This is a genomic window from Bradyrhizobium sp. CCBAU 53338 (genome assembly GCF_015291665.1).
In the GTDB taxonomy this organism is placed as follows: Bacteria; Pseudomonadota; Alphaproteobacteria; order Rhizobiales; family Xanthobacteraceae; genus Bradyrhizobium.
In genome coordinates, this window is the sequence record NZ_CP030048.1 from 7068280 (window position 1) to 7087941 (window position 19662).

Annotated in this window: 17 protein-coding genes; 3 read left to right on the plus strand and 14 right to left on the minus strand. The window is 64.7% G+C overall.

Annotated features, from left to right (window positions below; all coding sequences use genetic code 11):
• Positions 1–4 precede the first annotated feature (4 nt).
• The gene (locus XH90_RS33295) at positions 5–1213 is read right to left on the minus strand and encodes a cytochrome P450 (RefSeq protein ID WP_194478443.1); all 1209 of its coding nucleotides are present in this window, start codon (positions 1211–1213) and stop codon (positions 5–7) included.
• A gap of 83 nt (positions 1214–1296) precedes the next feature.
• On the opposite strand from XH90_RS33295, the gene XH90_RS33300 reads away from it, so the two are divergent.
• Positions 1297–1797, plus strand: a complete 501-nt coding sequence (locus XH90_RS33300; RefSeq protein WP_194478444.1) for a MarR family winged helix-turn-helix transcriptional regulator — start codon at positions 1297–1299, stop codon at positions 1795–1797.
• Between the two features lie 336 nt (positions 1798–2133).
• Here the strand turns inward: XH90_RS33300 and XH90_RS33305 are convergent, their stop codons facing one another.
• Together XH90_RS33305 and XH90_RS33310 are read right to left on the minus strand one after the other, a co-directional pair.
• Positions 2134–3816 (minus strand): tannase/feruloyl esterase family alpha/beta hydrolase, encoded by a 1683-nt coding sequence (locus tag XH90_RS33305; protein WP_194478445.1) that lies wholly within the window; start codon positions 3814–3816, stop codon positions 2134–2136.
• Positions 3817–4031: 215 nt separating this feature from the next.
• Positions 4032–5888 (minus strand): feruloyl-CoA synthase, encoded by a 1857-nt coding sequence (locus tag XH90_RS33310; protein WP_194478446.1) that lies wholly within the window; start codon positions 5886–5888, stop codon positions 4032–4034.
• 150 nt (positions 5889–6038) lie between these two features.
• On the opposite strand from XH90_RS33310, the gene XH90_RS33315 reads away from it, so the two are divergent.
• Positions 6039–6527 carry a MarR family winged helix-turn-helix transcriptional regulator gene (locus tag XH90_RS33315; protein ID WP_194478447.1) on the plus strand — a complete coding sequence of 163 codons (489 nt, stop codon included), beginning with the start codon at positions 6039–6041 and terminating at the stop codon, positions 6525–6527.
• Between the two features lie 194 nt (positions 6528–6721).
• Positions 6722–8527, plus strand: a complete 1806-nt coding sequence (gene atzF / locus XH90_RS33320; RefSeq protein ID WP_194478448.1) for an allophanate hydrolase — start codon at positions 6722–6724, stop codon at positions 8525–8527.
• A gap of 7 nt (positions 8528–8534) precedes the next feature.
• On the opposite strand, the gene XH90_RS33325 is transcribed toward atzF, so the two are convergent.
• From XH90_RS33325 to XH90_RS33375, 11 genes are all read right to left on the minus strand, one after another.
• On the minus strand, positions 8535–9257 hold the full coding sequence (locus XH90_RS33325) for a GntR family transcriptional regulator (RefSeq protein ID WP_194478449.1): 723 nt from the start codon (positions 9255–9257) through the stop codon (positions 8535–8537).
• Between the two features lie 4 nt (positions 9258–9261).
• Entirely contained in the window at positions 9262–9654 is a 393-nt protein-coding gene (gene hpxZ / locus XH90_RS33330) for an oxalurate catabolism protein HpxZ (RefSeq protein WP_194478450.1), read from the minus strand.
• Position 9655: 1 nt separating this feature from the next.
• Complete coding sequence (locus XH90_RS33335) at positions 9656–11050, minus strand: AtzE family amidohydrolase (RefSeq protein WP_194478451.1); 1395 nt, start codon at positions 11048–11050, stop codon at positions 9656–9658.
• 7 nt (positions 11051–11057) lie between these two features.
• Positions 11058–11237: a DUF4089 domain-containing protein gene (locus XH90_RS33340; RefSeq protein ID WP_194464956.1), complete on the minus strand. Its 180-nt coding sequence runs from the start codon at positions 11235–11237 to the stop codon at positions 11058–11060.
• Between the two features lie 29 nt (positions 11238–11266).
• Positions 11267–13036 carry an ABC transporter ATP-binding protein gene (locus tag XH90_RS33345; protein ID WP_194478452.1) on the minus strand — a complete coding sequence of 590 codons (1770 nt, stop codon included), beginning with the start codon at positions 13034–13036 and terminating at the stop codon, positions 11267–11269.
• An 88-nt stretch (positions 13037–13124) separates the two neighbouring features.
• Positions 13125–14024 carry an ABC transporter permease gene (locus tag XH90_RS33350; RefSeq protein WP_194478453.1) on the minus strand — a complete coding sequence of 300 codons (900 nt, stop codon included), beginning with the start codon at positions 14022–14024 and terminating at the stop codon, positions 13125–13127.
• Positions 14025–14027: 3 nt separating this feature from the next.
• Positions 14028–15041: an ABC transporter permease gene (locus XH90_RS33355; protein WP_194478454.1), complete on the minus strand. Its 1014-nt coding sequence runs from the start codon at positions 15039–15041 to the stop codon at positions 14028–14030.
• Positions 15042–15290: 249 nt separating this feature from the next.
• On the minus strand, positions 15291–16913 hold the full coding sequence (locus XH90_RS33360; RefSeq protein ID WP_194478455.1) for an ABC transporter substrate-binding protein: 1623 nt from the start codon (positions 16911–16913) through the stop codon (positions 15291–15293).
• Positions 16914–17137: 224 nt separating this feature from the next.
• Positions 17138–18115: a phosphotransferase gene (locus XH90_RS33365; protein ID WP_194478456.1), complete on the minus strand. Its 978-nt coding sequence runs from the start codon at positions 18113–18115 to the stop codon at positions 17138–17140.
• Positions 18116–18133: 18 nt separating this feature from the next.
• Positions 18134–18409, minus strand: coding sequence for a protealysin inhibitor emfourin (locus tag XH90_RS33370; RefSeq protein ID WP_194478457.1), 276 nt, complete (start codon positions 18407–18409; stop codon positions 18134–18136).
• Between the two features lie 31 nt (positions 18410–18440).
• Positions 18441–19472, minus strand: coding sequence for a M4 family metallopeptidase (locus XH90_RS33375; protein WP_194478458.1), 1032 nt, complete (start codon positions 19470–19472; stop codon positions 18441–18443).
• Positions 19473–19662 lie beyond the last annotated feature (190 nt).

The following is a 19662-nucleotide window of genomic DNA, read 5'->3' on the forward strand; positions in this document are numbered from 1 at the left end:
AACGTCAGGCCGCAGTGATCGTCACAGGCAGGCTGTCTAGCCCACGCAGCGTGTTGTTGAAACGGCGCTTGGGCTCGCCGGTGATTTCGATGCTGGCGACGCGGCGAGCCAGTGCCGAAAGCATCGTCTCGCCTTCGAGCCGCGCCACGAGTTGGCCGACGCACATGTGGATGCCCGAGCCGTAGCCGACATGGCCCGACGTGCGACGGGTGATGTCGTAACTGTCGGGCCTGTCCCAGCGCCGTGGATCGCGATTGGCGGCGGCGAGAAACATCAGCACCTTCTCGCCCTCGCCGATGGTCGCGCCTGACAGCTCGACCTCTCGCGTGGTGGTGCGGAAGAAGGTCTGCACCGGGCTTTCGAAGCGCACCGCTTCCTCGAACGCGTTGCGCGCGAGCGTGAGATCGGCGCGCAAGCGCTGCCACTGCTCGGAGAAGCGCGCCAGGCAATAGACGGCGGCGCCGATGCCGTTGACGGTGGTATCAAGGCCGGCCGACAGCAGCGAGCGAACCAGCAACGGCGCTTCGGTAGCCGTGATGGCCCCCTCGTCGACATGAGCATGAATGCAGGCGCCGATGCCGCCGGGCGTGAGATTGTCCCGCTGGCACTGATCGGTGACATAGGCCTGGTGCGGCGCCGAGCGCGCAATCGCCTCCTGCCGGAGCTGATTCGGCGGACCGAAGGCGTTGAACACGAGGCTTGCATAAGGAATGAGATGCTCGCGCCCTTCGGGCTTCAGGCCGAGCGCATCCGGGAAGATCGAGAGCGGATAAGCCTCTGCGAGATCGGTGATCGCGTCAAAACAGCGCATCTGCAGCAGGGCATCCACGCGGTCCTCGGCTGCAGCCGCAAAACGATCGCGCAGCCCCTTCATCACGGTCGGGGACAGCACCTTTGACAGCACCGCGCGGGTGCGGGTGTGTTCGGGCGGATCGGCCTCGAGGATCAGGCTCGGCGGACGCCACGGCTTTTCCTTCTTGAAGTCGGACAGGCCGACGCCGCGGCTGGAGCAGAAAGTCGCGGGATCGTTCAGCACGGCATGGACCTCGGCATGGCGCGCCACGCCATAGAGCTTCCACTTGTCGAGATAGACGACCGGCCCGGTCTCCCGCAGCAGTTCATGCGTGGGATACGGGTCGGCAAAGAAGTCCATGTCGAAAGGGTCGACGCCGAGATGCGGGACGCCGGATGCGGTCGAGCCGGATGCGCTCATGAAGGTCCTCCCTCATTTTGATCTTGTGAAAGGGCAGCGCTTGCCCTTAGGTCATCAGCCACGCCGCGAGACAGAATCCCGCTATGCCGCCGTCGACCAGATCCCGCCAAAAGCCTGCGCCTGCCGACGTCGGGCCGACGCTCGATCTCGACCGTTACGTACCGGCCTTCATCACCTTCATCGCCAACAAGCTGTCGAACAGCGCGACCGCGTTCTATCAGAAGCAGTTCGGCGTCAACGTCACGGAATGGCGGATCATGTCGCTGCTGGCGATCGAGCCCGGCATTCCCGCCTCGCGCATCTGCCACGTCATCGGCTTCGACAAGGGCCCGGTGAGCCGCACGCTCGCCGGACTGGAGAAGCGCGGCCATGTGTCGATCCGGACCGATCCCAATGACGGCCGCACTCATTCGATCTCGCTGACTGCGAAGGGTCGCGCCACCCATGACAAGGTGATCGTCGCCGCCTTCGAGCGCGAGCGGCGGCTGCTGTCGTGTCTGAGCAGGGACGAACGCGAGGTACTGATCGATTTGTTGCGCCGGCTGCACGAAAATCTCGGCGCGGTGACGGGCAGCGATAGCTGAGCCGCCGCGCTGCGTGATCCGTCCGACTTTCATTGGAGCATGCGCCAGCGTTTGCCGGCGGCACCGTTCCTGCCAGACATGGCTCCTCCCCGAACGGGCTCAGCGGTTATCCCGCAGTCACCCTGCCTGTGAAGGATTCGCACAAATTAGTTGCTTAGGCAACAAAAAGAAGGTGTGCGAGGTGAGTCAGCAATGGTGGCTTATTCAAAAGGAAGCGCGAGCCAAATCGAGCAAGGTCTTCGACCGTCATTCCGGGGCGCCCGAAAGGCGAACCCGGAATCTCGAGATTCCGGGGTCGATGGTGCGCATCGTCACGGATTGCCGAAAGGCAGGTGACTACGGCACCTTGCAGACGAAGTTCGCGGCGTCCTCGCTGTTGCCCTGCCCCGAATAGGCGGCATAGGACGGATACGGACACAGCGGTCGCGTGCGGCTCGGGCTCCACGAGGCCGGGACTTCCTTGTTGGCGGGATTGGCCGAGGCGACAATCCGCTCGGGCGCCTTACCCTTCTCCACCCAATCCGTCAGCGCGGTCAGCGCATCGAACTTGTCGAGCGCGACACCACCACCGCAGTGAGTGCCGCCCGGAATCGTGAAGAGGCGAACGACGCCGTCGGCATGGCCTTGCAGGTTCCTGTTCAACCGATCGTACCAGCGAATGGTGTCGTTCAGCGAGAACACCGGATCGGCCTGGCCGTGGTAGATCAGCATCTTGCCGCCAGCCTTTTGCAGAGTCGCGAGCCGGGGATCGTCGACGTCGGGCGGCGTCATGAAATCCATCGCCGACTCGGTAAACGCACCATCCTTGGCAAAGATCTTCGGGGCGTCCTTGTCGAAATCGTAAGCCTTCAGTGCGTCGACGAGCTTGTCGTTGCTGCCTTCGACCGCAACCGGCGGCGTCGAGAAAATGTAGTTCAGCGACGCCGCGCCCATGGTGGCGATGATCGGATAGTTGTTCCAAGGCACGACCGGGCTCTCGACCTTCCAGGCACGCCAATTGCCGGTGCCGATGCCGCCGTCGAGCGGCCAGTCGGAATAGAGCGCCTCGCCCTTCGAATTCTTCGGTCCCGCAAGGCTCGTCTTCAGCGCATCGACCTTGGCTTCAGGCAGGCAGGCATTGGTCTGACCCGGCACGCAAACGAGGCTCTTGAAATCGAACGCCTTCTGGCACGCCGCGAGGTTCGCGGTCAGCCCATCCTTGACGCCGTCGAGCGCGTCGCAGGCCTCCGTGATGCGGGAAGCAATGAGTTGCGCGTCCTCTTTGGTGATTGATTTGCGCACGTCCGGATCAGCCTTCAGGAAGGCCTGCACGTCCCATGCGTGCTGAATAGCAGCGCGCGGCAGATCGAAGCCGGGATCGCCGACGAGGAAACCGTCGTAGTTTTCGGGCATGCGCGAGGCCGCGACCATGGCGTGGCGTCCGCCGTTGGAGCAGCCAGCCATGTAGGAACGATCGGGCTTGCGGCCATAGTGCAGCGCGATGATTGTCTTGGCGACCGGCGACAGCGTCATGTCGGCGGCGTAGCCGTAGTCGCGCCGGGCCTGCGGATCGAGGCCGAAGGCTGCCCCCGCGGTCAGACCCAGCGACTTGTTCGCGGGATCCGAGCCGGAATGCCCGCTGTCCGACGACAGCACGGCAAAGCCGCGCGCCAGCGGCACCGTGCCGCCGGAGGCGAAGCCGTCAGGCTTGTCGCCCAAAGCCGGCACGACGACGCCGTCATTGCCGCCGTTCACCTGGTGCAGGAAGCGGCCGTTCCATTCGGCAGGAAGCCGCAATTCGAACCGGATCGCATAGGATTTTCCGTCCGCACCGGTGCGCTGGTTGGCAATCCCGGTCAAGATGCAATGCTTGGGCAGCCCGTTGGCAGCCTCCTGCGTCTTTGATCCCGTAATCTCGACGCCCGAGACGGCAAGCGAGGCGGTGGTCACCGGCGAGCAGGCCTCACCCTCGGCGCGGGCCAGCGCGGTCGATCCAAGAAGAACGGCCAGCGCGGCGGTCGATCCCAAGCCAATCCTCACGGGCGGCCTCCCTAATTTAGTTATGATATATAATCATTACTTGATTTTCTCATTTTTGCAAGTCTATCGGTCCGCGTCCTCTGCGCGTTGCGGCATGAAATAACGCAATGCAGAACCGGACCAGCGCAACGTGAACGGGCCGGGCGCCGGCTCAGCAGCACATCACTACGTGCTGCGCTGCGTCCGGGCCACGAGCCGTTGCTCGCAGGTTCAAGTCAGCGACCGCAGCCGATCCACCCGGCGGAGGCATCGTCGCTCAAAGTCGCCACCGCGTCTGCGCGGCGGGTCAGCACGGCGCGCTGGTTGATGTAACCTTTATCGGTGATCTCGCTGCCGTCGACCGACGGCGGATCGGCGAGCAGTAGCGCACGGGTGGCGTGGCCGGAGGAGTTTCCGCTCTGCCCCTTCAACCTGGCGAGGCCCTCCGTAATCGCACGCCTGACCTTGTCATGGCCCAGCACCTCGGTCACCGCAGCGTTCTCAGGCAGGCCGGCGAGCGCGCGACAGGCGGCAAGGTTCGGGAACACCAGGAAGCGCACTTCGTCGCCGCCATGGCCGGCAACGACGATGTCCTGCGCGAGCGGCGCCAGCGCGGCGATGCCGGCGACGCGCAGCGTGCCGACGCTGACCCAGGTGCCGGAATTGAGCTTGAAGTCTTCCGCGACGCGGCCATCGAAGAACAGGCCGCACTCGGGCCGCTCAGCGTCCGCCGGCTTTACCGCGTCGCCGATGAGATAAAAGCCCTCCTCGTCAAAAGCTTGCTTCGTCAGCTCCGGCGCTTTCCAGTAACCCGGCGTGACATTGGGGCCGCGCACGCGCACTTCCAGCTTGTCGCCCGACTTGACGAGCTTCAGTTCGGTGCCGGGAATCGGCACGCCGATATTGCCGGAGCGTTCGGCGAGGAAGTGACAGTCAGTCGCCAACGGCGAGGTTTCGGTCGAGCCCCAGGCCGAGACCATCGGCAGCGTATGGCCGACCGTCTCGACGGAGAGCTGCTCCAGTGCATCCCAGAGGTTCTGCGGCAGCGCGGCGCCGGCATAGAAGGCGAACTTCACCTCGCCGAAGAAGCGGCGGCGCAGTTCTTCGTCGCTGCGCAGCGCCGCGATCAGCATGTCGAAACCGCGCGGGACGTTGAAATAGACCGTCGGCATCACGCTCTTCAGATTGGCGAGCGACGTCGCGAACAAACCGGGCGCGGGCTTGCCGCCGTCGATATAGAGCGAACCTCCATTGCGCAGCACGAGATTGAAATTGTGGTTGGCGCCGAAGGTGTGGCTCCAGGGCAGCCAATCGAGAATGACGAGATCATCGCCACTCTGTTCAAGAAAGGTCCAGGTCTGCGCCTTGGCCTGCTGGCTCGAGGTCAGCATGCGCTGGGTGTTGATGACTGCCTTCGGCGTTCCGGTCGAGCCTGACGTGAACAGGAATTTTGCGATCGTGTCGGGCGTCACCGCGGCAAAGGCTTTTGCGACGTCGGGAGTTTCAGGCGTTGCCGCGATGGTGCGGAAGGCAAGCGCATCGGCGTCGCCGGCATTACCACTGATGATCTGCGCCTTGTGCAGCGGCTTGATCGCGGCCAGCGCCGCGGCAAACGGCCTGGTGGCGGAAACATAGATCGCGCCGGGCTCGAGCAGCGCGGTCATGCCCTTTAGCTTGTCAAAATCCTTTGACATCAGCGAATAGGCCGGCGAGATCGCGGCTGAGGGCACACCGACATGTTGGGCGGCCAGCGCAAGGAGCGCATGGTCAATACTGTTGTCGGAGAGAATGACGACGGGTCGCTCAGCGCTGAGCCCCTGCGCCAGGATCCACGACGCCGCTGCACGCACCCGCTGCAGGGCACCCGCGTAAGTCACGGTGGCCCAGGGCGTGTCGGCGCTGTCGCGCTCGGCGAGGAAGATCTTGCCAGGGGCTTGCTGCGCAAAATGCTCCAGCCAGTCACCGATGCAGCGCGCACTGCCGCGCAACGGATCCGGCGAGCGCAGCACGATGCTGCCGTCGGCGCGATGCTCGGCGACGGTTCTCGGCGCTGCAAACAGGCTCGAAGCGTCACCGCGTGGGGCTGACGTCATGGCTTCCTCCTCGCCGGCACGTCCGGGATCAGTCGCAACCTCGTTCCGGGCTGCTTTGGCCATAATGTTGGGCACGACAATTGTTGTCGTCAACAACAATCTTCCGCTGAAGCCGCCAAGGCGCTAGGGTTGGGCGGCAGGAGATCCCACGTGACAGCCAGTGCAGCCCAGACGCCCCCGCAGAAAAGCAACGGTATAGCGCGGCGGATCGACGCGGACGAGATCGGCCTCGACGCGCTGGTCGGCCATGCCGGCTATGCGGTGCGGCGCTTCCAGATCTGGATCTTTCAGGATTTCATCAAGACGCTCGGCGATGTCGATATCAGGCCGACGCAATATTCGGTGCTGACGGTGATCGGCGCCAATCCGGGCCTTTCGCAAATGGCGGTCGCAAAGCGCCTCGGCATCGAGCGCGCGCGGCTGGTGCACCTGCTCGACAGCCTGGAGCAGCGCAGGCTGGTGAAGCGGATCAAGTCAAAGGCCGACCGGCGTTCGCACGCCCTGCACCTCACCGCCCAGGGCGAGACGGCGCTGGCCAAATTCAAGCGCCTCGCCGCCGAGCACGAGCGGCATGTCGAGGACAGGATCGGCAAGGCAAACCGGGAGCGGCTGCTCCAGATCCTTGCGGACTTCACCTGATCCTGGCTGCACATGATTTGGGCAAATGCCCAGAACCGGCCGTTGATGCGATCACCCGCCCGCTCATCGGCGTAGCTCCCAAACACCTGATCCTGCTGTAATATCCGGAGCGACCGCGCTGCCCGGATAATGTACACAATGGCACATCGCTTGCTTCAATCCGGGGTGAGACCCGTTGCCGGAGTTTTATCGCCATGGGGGCTGACCAGCCTGAAACGATCGCCGCGATTGTGGCCGCGCATCGCGCGGGCATGCTCACGCCAGCGCAGACGATCGCGCGGACCTATCAGCGCATCCGCGACCACGACGATCCCGCTGTCTTCATCAGCTTGCGCGACGAGAAGGACGCGATCGCGGAAGCCGAGAAGCTCGCCGCGAAGGATGCCGCGAGCCTGCCTCTCTATGGGGTGCCGGTCGCGGTGAAGGACAACATCGATGCGCTGGGATTTCCGACAACGGCGGCCTGCCCGGCCTTCTCCTACACGCCGACGCACGATTCCACCGCGGTAGAACGGCTGCGCGCGGCCGGCGCGATCATCATCGGCAAGACCAATCTCGATCAGTTCGCGACCGGCCTCGTCGGCGTGCGCTCGCCCTATGGCGTTCCCAAAAATTCGATCCGCCAGGATCTCATTCCCGGCGGATCGAGCTCGGGCTCGGCCGTTGCGGTCGGCGCGGGCCTCGTGCCGCTGTCGCTCGGCACCGACACGGCAGGCTCGGGTCGCGTGCCGGCGATGCTCAACAATATTGTCGGCCTGAAGCCGAGCCTCGGCATGATCTCGACCGCGGGACTCGTGCCGGCCTGCCGCACGCTCGACTGCATCTCGGTGTTCGCGCTGACGGTGGACGACGCCGCGCTTGCGCTCTCGGTGATGACTGGACCTGACCAGGCTGACCCGTTCTCGCGCGACCGCCCGCTGGGTGCGATCACGCCACTCCCGGCGAATCTACGTCTCGGCGTGCCGCGCAACGGGCAGCTGATCTTTTTCGGCGACAAGAAAGCGGAAGCCGCTTACGCCGATGCGCTGAAGCGCTGGACCGCGCTCGGCGCCGATCTGGTCGAGTTCGACCTGGAGCCGTTCTACGAGACGGCACGGCTGCTCTATGAAGGTCCCTGGGTCGCCGAACGCTACCTCGTGATCAAGAACCTGTTGGCCTCGGCTCCTGATACGATTCATCCCGTGACGCGCGAGATCACCGCGGCCGGCGCGCGGCTGACGGCGGCGGAAACCTTCTCCGCGCTTTATCGTCTCCAGGGCCTGCGCAAGATCGCCGAGCGCACCTTTGCAAACATCGACGCGCTGGTGCTGCCGACGGCGCCGACGGCGTATACGACTGCGCAGGTGCTCGCCAATCCGATCGAGCTGAACAGCCGGCTCGGCACCTATACCAATTTCGTCAACCTGCTCGACCTCTGCGGCCTCGCCGTGCCGGCATCGATGCGTGGCGACGGGATTCCGTTCGGCATCACGTTGCTGGCGCCTGCGGGGCGCGATGCGATGCTTTCGGGCATAGGTCGCGTCTTCCATGCGGATACGAGGTTGACGGTTGGCGCGAAGGGCGCGACGCAGCCTCCTCTCGCGCCGCTGCCGAAGAGCAGCGGCGACGAGATCCCCGTTGCCGTGGTCGGCGCGCATCTGTCCGGCATGGCGCTGAACGGCGAGTTGAAGGCGTTGAACGGCAAGTTGATCGAGGCGACAAGGACCGCGCCGGACTACAGGCTCTATGCGCTGAAGACCACGCCGCCGAAGCCGGGCCTGCTGCGCGTAGAGGCCGGCAAGGGCACGTCGATCGAGCTGGAGATCTGGTCGTTGTCGTCGTCTGCGTTCGGCAAATTCGTCAATGCGATACCTGCACCGATGGCGATTGGCACGATCCGGCTCGCGGATGGCCGCAGCGTCAAGGGCTTTCTCGTCGAGCCGGAGGTGCTGGGCGAGGCGCGGGATATCACCAGCTATGGTGGCTGGCGGAAGTTCGTGGCCGAAGCCGCGACGGCGTAGGCGCGAGCTACACCGACACCGCGTAAATCTCGTACTCTCCGCGCACCAGCTCGATATGCGCGCGCATCGCGGCGGCGGCGCCCTGCTTGTCGCCGCGCATGATGGCAACGACGACGCGGTCGTGCTCGGCTTGCGATTTTGCCAATCGGCCGAGATTGCGGAACTGGGCGCGGCGAAACGGTTGCACGCGCACGCGCGTCGCCAGCGTGATCTCGGCGATGTAGCCGTTCTGCGATCCCGCATAGATCGCGTTGTGGAAACGCTCGTTGACCTCGTGGAAGCGATCGGGATTTCCGGCGTAGCTCAGCACGCGGAGCTCTTCATGGATGGCCTCCAGGCCGTGCCGCTCGGCAGCCGACATGCGCTCGGCGGCGAGACCGGCGCACAGCGCCTCCAGCTCCGCCATCGCCTCGAACATGCTCTTGAGACGCTCGATCGAGGGCTGCGCGACCACCGCGCCGCGATGGGGCCGGGCCTCGACAAGGCCGCTCGCGACCAGTTGCCGCAGCGCTTCGCGCACTGGCGTGCGGGAGACGCTGAAGCGGCGCGCGATGTCGGTCTCGTCCAGCGGCGCGCCGGGCGCCAGGGCTCCACGCACGATCTCGTCGGCAAGCTGAAGGCGCAGCTCCTCGGCGCGGGTGACCTTCTGCACCGACGGCGAGGCACGGTCGACGCGGGGCACCACCGGCTCGGCCGGCAATGTCGCGGGCGGAAAATCGTCAAGCGTCATACGGTCAGGTCTCTTTCGACTCGTCGATGATGCTGACATGGGCCGCGACGACGCGCCAGCCCTCCGGGAAGCGAATCCAGGTCTGCATCTGCCGGCCGACCTTGCCGGGAGCCGTGTCGCGATAGAACAGGGTGGAGGCGACAGCCGTATCGCGCCCATAGCTGGAGATCACCGTCTTGGCCGTGCGGCGGTTGAGACCGACCGGCGAGCGGCCGGCGCGGAAGCCGGAGATCGCCTCGTAGCCGTAGAGGTTCTCGCCGATGCCATAGCGCAGCGTGCGGGGATCGTTGCGGAACAGCTCGCCAAGCACGGCGACGTCGTTGGTGACGAGCGCCTGCTCATAGCGTTCGAACGCGGCTTTGACTTCCGCGATCACGTCGGGGAGATCGATCTCCATTTCAGAATCCTCTCGGGGCTGGCGCGGCGACGACGCCCATCTGCTCCAACGCGTATGCGACGCGAAGCGCGATGTCCTCGCGCCAGGGCGCGCAGATGATCTGCACGCCGATCGGCAGCGGCTCGATCGGCACGGGCACCGCGACCACGGGAAGGCCGATGAACGAGATCGGCTGGGTGTGGATGCCGATATTGGCGCGCACCGGCAACTCGACGCCGTCGAGATTGAAATTGACCTGGCCGAGCTTCGGCGCGGTGCAGGGCGTTGCCGGCGCGAGCAGCACGTCGACAGATTTGAAGATCTCGGCGAACTGCGCGCGATACCAGCGGCGGAATTTTTGCGCGCGGTCGACCAGCGGCGCCGGCACCATGGCGCCCGCGATCAGCCGGTCACGCACGGCCGGATCGAAATCGTTGGGGCGCTTGCGCAGACGATCGAGATGCAGCGAAGCACCTTCGGTGGTGGTGATGACGTAAGCTGCCGCGCGGGCGCGCGAAGCTTCGGGGACATCGACCACCTTCGTCGTGCCCAGCGCGGTGGCGACGCGGCTGACGGCTTCGACGGCTTCCGGGAACACGTTATTCTGAAAATGCCCGCCGGCGATCGCGATACGCAAATCCGAGATCGGATTGGCGAGCAGCGGCAGCGTCGGCTCCAACCCACGCGTCGTGCAGGCGCCGTCGTCGGCATCCGGCCCCTGCATCGCGTCATAGGCGAGCGCCAGATCCGTGACCGAGCGTGCGAACGGGCCGAGATGATCGAGGCTCGCAACGAACGGGAACGAGCGCGCGCGCGACAGCCGGCCGTAGGTCGGCTTCAGGCCAAAGATGCCGCAGAAGGACGACGGCACGCGGATCGAACCGTTGGTGTCGGAGCCGAGCGCGATCGGCACCAGCGCGCCGCCGACGGCGGTTCCGGAACCGCCGGAGGAGCCGCCGCTCATCCGCGTGGTGTCATGCGGATTGCGCGAGGGTCCGTCGTGGATGTTCTCACCGGTGAAGTCGTAGGCATATTCGCCCATGTTGAGCGCGCCGACCAGAACAGCGCCGGCCGCTTCCATGCGCTCGATCAGCGTGGCATCGCGCTTGGCGGGCGCGAGGTCGCGGTTGATCCTGGAGCCGGCGCGCGTGGGCAGGCCCGCGACGTCGAACAGGTTCTTCACCGCGAAAGGTACGCCGGCGAGAGGGCCGACCTCTTTGCCGGCGGCGATGTCGGCATCGATTGCACGTGCTTTCGCACGCGCGCGATCGGCGGTGACGTCGGTGAAGGAATTGAGGGTGCCGTCGTGCTGCTTGATGCGCGCGAGCGCGGATTCAGTGGCATCGAGTGCGGACATCCTGCCGCCTGCGACCGCACTTGCTATGTCGGCAGCACTCATCTCTGGCTTGGAGGTCATGGCAGCGTCAGGCCGTGAAGATCGGCGCCGGCTCGGTCTCGTCCGGCAGTGCGAATTCGTCGACCAGGCGGCCAAGCCGCAGCGAGACGTCGAGATTGGCGCGCACTGCGGGCCGCCAGGCCTCCTCGACCGGCAGCGCCAGCGCTTTCGATACGGCGTCGATATAGTCGTCCAGCGGCTCGGCCATCACTCTCTCAAGCTGATCTCAGTGCACTCTTAGTGGACCTGCAACGGCGGATGCGGGATCGCCGTCAGCAGCTCCTTGGTGTAGTCGTCCTGCGGATCGCTCAAAACCTTCTCGGAAGAGCCTTCCTCGACGATCCGCCCCGTCCGCATCACAATGACACGATCGCACAACAAGCGCACTACATTCAAATCATGCGAGACGAACAGATAGCTCATACCCAGCCGCGCCTTGAGATCCTGAAGCAGGTTCAGGACCACCGCCTGCACCGACACGTCCAGCGCCGCGGTCGGCTCGTCCAGGATGACGAGCTTTGGATGCAGGGCGATGGCGCGGGCGATGCCGACGCGGGCCTTCTGGCCGCCGGAGAGCTGGTGCGGGAAGCGATCCAGCAGGTTGTGCGGCAGGCCGACCATGGTGGCCAGCTCCTCGCAGCGGGTGCGGAGCGCGTCGCGGCCCTTGACGTCGCCCAATTGCATGATCGGGTCGGCGATGGCGCGCGCGGCGGTAAAGCGCGGGTTGAGGCTGTCGGTCGGATCCTGGAACACCATCTGGATCCGGCTGCGCTGCGGCAGCCGGGCAAACGCGGCAGGCTGGATGCCGCCGATGTCCTCGCCGTCGAACCGGATCAGGCCGGAGGTCTGGTCGAGCAGCCGCATCACCATCATCGACGTGGTCGATTTGCCGCAGCCGGATTCGCCGACGAGGCCGACGCTCTCGCCGTGGCCGATCGAGAAGCTGATGCCGTCGACGGCGCGGAACACGTCGGGCTCCACCGGCGGCTTGCGGCCGAACAGCTTTCCGAGCGTGGCGGTCGCGCCCTGGCGGGGATATTCCTTGACCAGCTTTTCGATGAGGAGAAGGGGTTTTGGATTTTCGTCACCCCCGGGCTTGACCCGGGGGTCCATCGACAGAGACTGGTCTTGCGAAACGTGATGGATGGCCGGGTCAAGCCCGGCCATGACAGCGGAACCCTCTTCCTCCGGCAGCAGATCGCGCAAGCTCACACCGAGCCGTGGCGTCGCGCGCATCAGCTTCCTGGTGTAGGGGTGCTGCGGGCTCGCAAAGATGTCGGCGGCTTTTGCCGTCTCCACCACACGGCCCTTCTCCATCACGACGACACGGTCGCAATAGGCGGCGGCGAGGCCGAGGTCGTGGGTGATCAGGATGGTCGACATCGCACGCCGCTTGGTCAGCTCGACGATCAGGTCCATCACCGCCTTCTGGGTGGTGACGTCGAGGCCGGTGGTCGGCTCGTCCGCGATCAGGAGCTGCGGGTTGCAGGCGAGCGCGAGCGCGATGACGACGCGCTGGCACATGCCGCCTGAAAGCTCGAACGGATAGGCGTGGTAGCGCTCGCGCGGGCGGGCGATCTTGACCTGCTCCAGCGCCTCGATCGCCTTCTCGCCGCCATCCGTGACCTGGGCCTGCTGCACATGGGTGCGCAGCACGTCCTCGATCTGGTCACCCACCTTGCGGATCGGGTTCAGCGCGGCGCGCGGGTTCTGGAAGATCATCGAGACTTCGCGGCCGCGCAAATCGCGCATCTGCGCTTCGGTCGCGGCCTTCACGTCGATGCCCGAGAACATCACCGAGCCTTCGGCAATCTTGCCGGCGCGGTCGAGGATGCGCATCACCGCGTAGGACGTCACCGACTTGCCGGAGCCGGACTCGCCGACGATGGCGAGCGTCTCGCCCCTGGCGACGGAGATGTTGACGTGCTGCACGGCCTTGACGATGCCGCGGCGGGTGGTGAATTCGACGGTGAGGTCCTGGACGTCGAGCAGCGGCTGGGCGGTCACAAATGCCTCCCGTCGCTCAAGAGGTCGAAAACAACCCCATGCACAGTAGAGGCGCCACTGAAATCATTGGCAAATTTTTTCCCGCCCATCACGTCCTCCGCTGGGGATCGACGATGTCGCGCAGGCCGTCGCCGAGGAGGTTGAAGCAGAACACGGCGATCATCAGCGCGAGGCCGGGGAACAGCGCGATCCACCATTCGCCCGAGACCATGAAGCCCGCCCCCTCGGCGACCATGATGCCCCATTCGGCGGTCGGCGGACGGACGCCGAGGCCGATGAAGGACAGGCCCGCGGCGTTGAGGATGGCGTAGCCCATGGTCAGCGACATCTGCACGATCATGATCGGCATGATGTTCGGCAGGATATGCACCAGGAGAATGCGGAATTCGCCGTTGCCGGAGAGCCGCGCGGCCTGCACGAAGCCGGCATTGCGGCGCACGTTAGCCTCGGCGCGCGCCACGCGGGCGTAGAGCGGGAAGTTCACGATCGCCGTCGCCAGAATGATGTTCTGCACGGTGTTGCCGAGCGCGGCGACGATGCCCATCGCCAGCACGAACAGCGGGAAGGCCATGATGGTGTCGGCGATACGGCCGACGATGCGGTCGGTCCAGCCACCGAAATAGCCCGCGGCGATGCCGGCGAGGCCGCCCATCAGGAACACCAGCACGACGGAGGCAACCGCGATGAAGGTATCGAGCCGCGTCGCCACCACCACACGGCTGAAGATGTCGCGGCCGAGCTGATCGGTGCCGAACCAGTGCGCGGCCGACGGCGGCTTCAGCGCCGCGGCGGTGTCGGAAGCGAGCGGATCATGGGGCACGACATAGGGGCCGAAGATTGCGGCAACGAGGATCAGGATCAGCAATGCGAAGGCAAAGCCGGTGACCTTGTTCTCGCTGAGAACGTAGCGGGTCTGTTCGATGATCGCAGCGAGTCCCGAGGTGCGTGCGGGACCGACCGGTTCAACAGCAGGCGCAACGGAGCTCATGGTTCAACCCTCCAACCGCACGCGCGGATCGATCACGCCATAGAGAATGTCGATCACGAGATTCAAAAGCACGTACATCACCGCCATGGTGAGGACAAAGCCCTGCACCGGCGCGAAGTCCGAGGAGATCAATGCCTCCACCGCGTAGGAGCCGATGCCGGGCCAGGCGAACACTTTTTCCACCAGCACGTTGGCCCCCAGCAGGAACGAGAACACCATGCTGAGCGTGGTGATCACGGGCAACATCGCGTTGCGGAACGCGTAGGTGACGATCACGGTGGTCGGAGACAGGCCGCTGGCGCGCGCGGTGCGGACGAATTCGCTAGCGAGCACCGCCAGCATCGAGGCGCGGGTCATGCGCGCGATCGGCGCCAGCGAGAAGATCGCGAGCGTCGTCGCGGGCAGGATGAGCTGGCTGAGTGCCGAGCGGAACGCCTCGAGATCGCGCGCGATCAGCGTGTCGATCAGATAGAAGCCGGTGACCGTCGGCGGCGCGCTGTAGAACACATCGAGGCGCCCGAGCGGTGCAGGGGACCAGCCGAGCTGGAAATAGAAGACGTAGACCAGCACCAGGCCGGTGAAGAACACCGGCAGCGAGACGCCTGCTGTCGTCGTGACGCGACAGAGATGATCGACCCATGACCCTGGTCGCGTGGCCGCCAGCACGCCGAGCGGAATGGCGATGACGATGGAGACGATCAGCCCCAGCAGCGTCAGTTCGGCCGAGGCCGGCAGGCGATTGCGGATCTCGGCCGCGACCGGCTGTCCCGTGGTCAGCGAATTGCCGAAATCGCCATGAGCGAGATCGTTGGTGTAGCGGAAGAACTGCTCGATCAGCGGCTTGTCGAGGCCAAGCTTCTTGCGGACCTGCTCGACCGCTTCCTTGGTCGCGGCGGGACCGGCGAAGTACGCCGCAGGATCGCCCGGCAGCGCGCGCGTCAGCAGGAAGGTGACGATGACGACGCCGATCAGCGATGGAATCGCGAACATCAGGCGCTTGCCGATCATGGTGAGCATGGGGCGCTCCCGGTGTGGGAATGAGATCGTGCAGCGCGCTCTGCTGCGCCCCCTCTCCCCTTGTGGGAGAGGGTTGGGGTGAGGGGTCGCCCCAAGCGAGGTCGGAGTTCGTAGCTACCCCTCACCCTGCCCCTCTCCCACAAGGGGAGAGGGAATGAGAGAGCAGTGCCCACCTCACGCACGAACACCACCACTTGCTCCGCTGCGTTCCGGGACCCTGAAGAGCGTGCTCACCTCACCCACGTCCTCTCACCCCTTCGCCATCGCGCGATAGTCGAGCCTCCGGTGGAACCAATATTGATAGCCGCTGATGTTCTTCTGCATCGCGACGTTGACGAAGGGCTGGTACAGCGGGATGCGCGGGATGTCGGTGAAGGCGAGATCGACGAACCCCTTCACGTCGGCATCGTAGGCTGCCTTGTCGCCCGATGCGGCGGCGGTGCGCGCGCCGTCGATCAGCTTGTCCATCTCCGCCGACTTGTAGCTCATGGTGTTGAAGACGGAATTGTTGCCGTGATAGCACCAGTAGAAGAAGTACTCGGGGTAATCGAGCCAGCCCGAGAACACGTTGGTGAAGAGCGGCATCTCCTTCTTGTTCAACTCGGTGCGCCAGTTGGCGCCGGGCACCTTGTTGATGGTGGTCTTGATGCCGATCTGCGCCAGGCTCTCCTGCACCAGCACGCACAGCGGTTCATTGACGCCGGCGAAATTCAGGTCGAACGAGATCGTGGTCTCGAAGCCGCCCGCGAGGCCCGCTTCCGCCATCAGCGCCTTCGCCTTGTCCATGTCGGTGTTGTATTTGTGCGGCTGCGGCCAGGCGACTTCGGTCGGCTTGTCCTTGGGCGCGCCGAACATCGGGTTCGCCAGCCCGAACATCACGGCGTCCATGATCTTCTGATAGGGCAGCGCGTAGGCGACGGCCTGACGGACCTTCGGATTGTCGAACGGCGGCCTGGTGACGTTCATGCCGATATACTGGATGCCGTTGGAGAACGGCAGCGACACGACGTTGAGCTTGCCGTTGGCCTTCATTTCCTGGAAGTCCTTGTTCGGCAGCTCGTAGGAAATGTCGGCGTCGCCGCGCTCCAGCAGCGCGCGGCGGTTGCCGGCCTGCGGCACCATGCGCCAGATCACGCGCTTGATCTTCGGCATCGGACCGCAGACCCAATCGTCGTTGCGCTCCATGATCACTTCGGTGCCGGCGGTCCACTTCGTCACCTTGTAGGCGCCGGAGCCGGCGGTCTGCTGCTTGGTGAATTCGAGGCCCCAGGGGTCCTTCTCGCTGGAATTCTTCTTCACCAGCTCCGAGTTGACGATGCAGGGCACGATCACGGCGAGATCGGGAATCGTCAGCCTGTCCTTCTTCAGGAAGTCGATGCGCACGGTGTAGTCGTCGATCACGACGAACTGCTCCGGCTTCGTCAGCGAGCCCGCGCTCATCTGGAAGGTCGGGAAGCCGCCGACGCTGACTGCGCGGTCGAGCGACCACTTCACGTCCTTGGCGGTGACAGGCGCGCCGTCGTGGAATTTTGCGTTCTTGCGCAGCTTGAAGGTGACCGACATGTCGTCGATCTTGAACTCCTCGGCGAGCTCGCCCTTGAACTTGTCGCGGTCGTAATAGGGCACGCCGCCGGGGCCGCTCTTCATCTCGTGGCTGATCAGGCGGTCGTAGCAATTCCAGGACACCTCATAGCCGGGCACGTTGGTGCCGACGCCGTGGATGTCGAGATTGTTGGGACCGCCCTCCGAGACGATCAGCAGCGTCTCCGAGCGCGCGTCGGCATGGGCCGACGAGACGATTGGCGGCACTGCCGGGAGCGCCGCGCCGGCGGCCAATCCGGATACGGACTTGAGGAAATCGCGACGCTTCATGAGCCTGCTCCAACACGGAAGTTTCTGGTTGGAACCGGATTCGCAAGGTTCGTGCCAAGGCCGGGTGATGTGCCAAGATCGACTTAATACATTGATATTGCTTGATTAAAATCGATCTTGCGGACGAAGTTGCAGCGTCCAGGTTGCGAGCATTGCATACAAAGAGATGCATTTGCCTACTAATTAGACTGAATTCCGTGCCGGCTTATTTGGTGGGCGAAGCATCACTCCGCCCAGATCAGCTCCTGCAATTCGAGAAGATCACTCGCCTGCTCCTGCCAGCCCTCGATACAGATGTGGCTGTTGAGGTCGCTGGCCCGGTGCAGGAGCATGAGCGCCATCAGGCGCCGCTTCAGCGCGAAATCCGGCTTCGCATAGCCGAAGCCTTCGAGCAGGCTGCGGACCCTTCCCGGCCGGCCCGCCGCCATGAAGGCGCTGGGCCCGAGCAGGTCGTAGTCGCGCCATCCCGCCAGCACGTCACCGAAGTCGAACAGGCCGGCGAGCGACCATCGATCGCCGTCACAGGCGAGCAGGAAGTTTTCCGGAATGTACTCGCCGATCAGGATCACCGGCGGTGCATCCATCGGGATCAGCGTCGCGGCGTCGCGCAGGAGATCGTCGAGGCCGGCGAGGAATTTCGGCGCAAGACCAAGGCGCGCGTGCCGCGCCTTACAGCCCTGCATCTGCGCGCGCATGAACCCATCCCAGCGCGGCGCGATCTCTGCGAGCGGGCCGGGCGGCGCGCGCTGGACGGCGGCGATGGTCTCGCCGATCTGGCGCAGCACGCGCTCCTTCTGGTCTTCCGGCAGCGAGGGCCAGATCTCGGAGCCGAGCGTGCCTGAAAGGCGCGTGATGATCAGATAGGGCCAGCCATCGCGCATCCCCTCCGCAACGATCTCGGGGATCGGCAGATGAAGCTGTCCGTTGAGCTGCATCAGCGAACCGCGCTCCGAGACGAATTGCGCGCGCGACAGCGGCGGGAAGATTTTCAGGATCAGCTTCTCGCCGAGCCCGACGACGAGATTGGTTCCGGTCGCGAACACATGCGGCGCGCTGATATCGACACCATGGCCGCGCGCAATGTCGAGCGCCACCGGCAGCCATCGGGAACGGTCGGCGCGCAAGGCGCGATAAGCCTCCAGGCTCGTCGAAGCCGACGTGCCCCATACCCCGGCCGCGCCAGGCGGTAGCGTCGCGTCCATCACAGTGCCCGCCCGGCTCTACTCCAGCACATCCTTAACGCTGTTCTTGATGGTCGAGGGCACGGCATGCTCGGGGACTTCAATGGTCTGGGCACCCCGCGTGATGCGGTAACTGAAAGCGTCGGCCTGCCCGGAACGCGCTGCGGGAATCTTTTTCGGATCGGCAAAGAGAGACTCCACCGTCTTCTGGTCGGCGGACGACAGATCCGACACGGCCAGCTCACCGCGACTCTTGAGGTGAGGGCCGCCGAAGCCGGCGACCCCTCCAACGCGTTCGATCTTCAAACGATCCACGCTGTCTTCCTTTCGGGGCGTGCTATACCCTTCACAGCCCGATCTTCGTCCACCCCGCATTGACGGCAGCGGCGACGGCGGGCGCCTTCGGGTACATGGTTTGCGCCACCTGACGGGTCCGGGCGGCGAAGGCCTTCATCGTCATGTTTGGCGTGGGGCCGAAACCCGTGAGCGAACGATACCACACTTGCCCGATCTCGGCCCAGCTATTCCCGCCATGCGTCATGCACGCCGTGTAGAAAGCCAGATTGGGCGGCCCGCTCGAGTAATGCGGATCCATGCCGGGCGTGATCTGGGAATATTTGGTCGGCTGCGGCGCCAGGCAGTGCTTGGCGGCGGGATTGGCCATGTCACGCAGGCAGGTAAAGCCTCTCTTCTTCGACGCCGCGCCCATGATGTCGCGCCCGATCAGCCAGTCCGCCTTCTTGACGGTCTGCTTGGCTTCCCACTGCCGGAACATCGAGCCGAAACAGTCCGACATGCTTTCGTTCAGGCCGCCGGCATCGCCGCTATAGGCCAGCTGGAGACTGTGCTGGGTCACGCCATGAGTCAGCTCGTGGCCGATGACGTCGTTCCCCCTGGTGAAGTCGACGAAGATGCTGCCGTCGCCATCGCCATAGACCATCTGCGATCCGTTCCACATCGCGTTGTTGTACTTCTCGCCGAAATGGGCCGACGACATCATGGTCATGCCGTGATCGTCGATCGAATTCCGGTTGAAGACCTGCTGATAGAATTTCGCGACTTTGGTGGTCTGGTTGAAGGCGCGCTTGACGGACGCATCGGACGACGTCTTCGGCTTCGGAACGGGCGTACCCGGCAGCGTCTGCGTATGCTTGCAATCGTAGACCGTGACGGACGGTGCCGCGGCAAGCGTCACCAGCCCACCGGCGTGCGTCGCGGCCACGCTGGTGAACCTCGCAGCCTGCGTCCGCAATTCGCGCAGCTCGTGACTGATCTGGACGGTGTCGACCATCCGCTTGCGCAGCGGAGCCGCGAGCTTCTTGTCCTGGGAGAGCCTGGTCAGAACGTCGTTCGGGATGATGAAGCATGAGCAGGGCATCGATAGCCTCCAATACAGCTTTTCGAAAATGATGAATGAAGAACAACCGCAAGGTCACTGGCGCCAACGGCGACGTGCGTTGCCGCAGACGGGGCGTGACGCGGCCAGTATTATTGCAGGGACCCGGCGCGTTGCGTGTGAACTCGCACACACATCTGTGGTTGAGCGACGCCCCGGTCACATGCCCCGC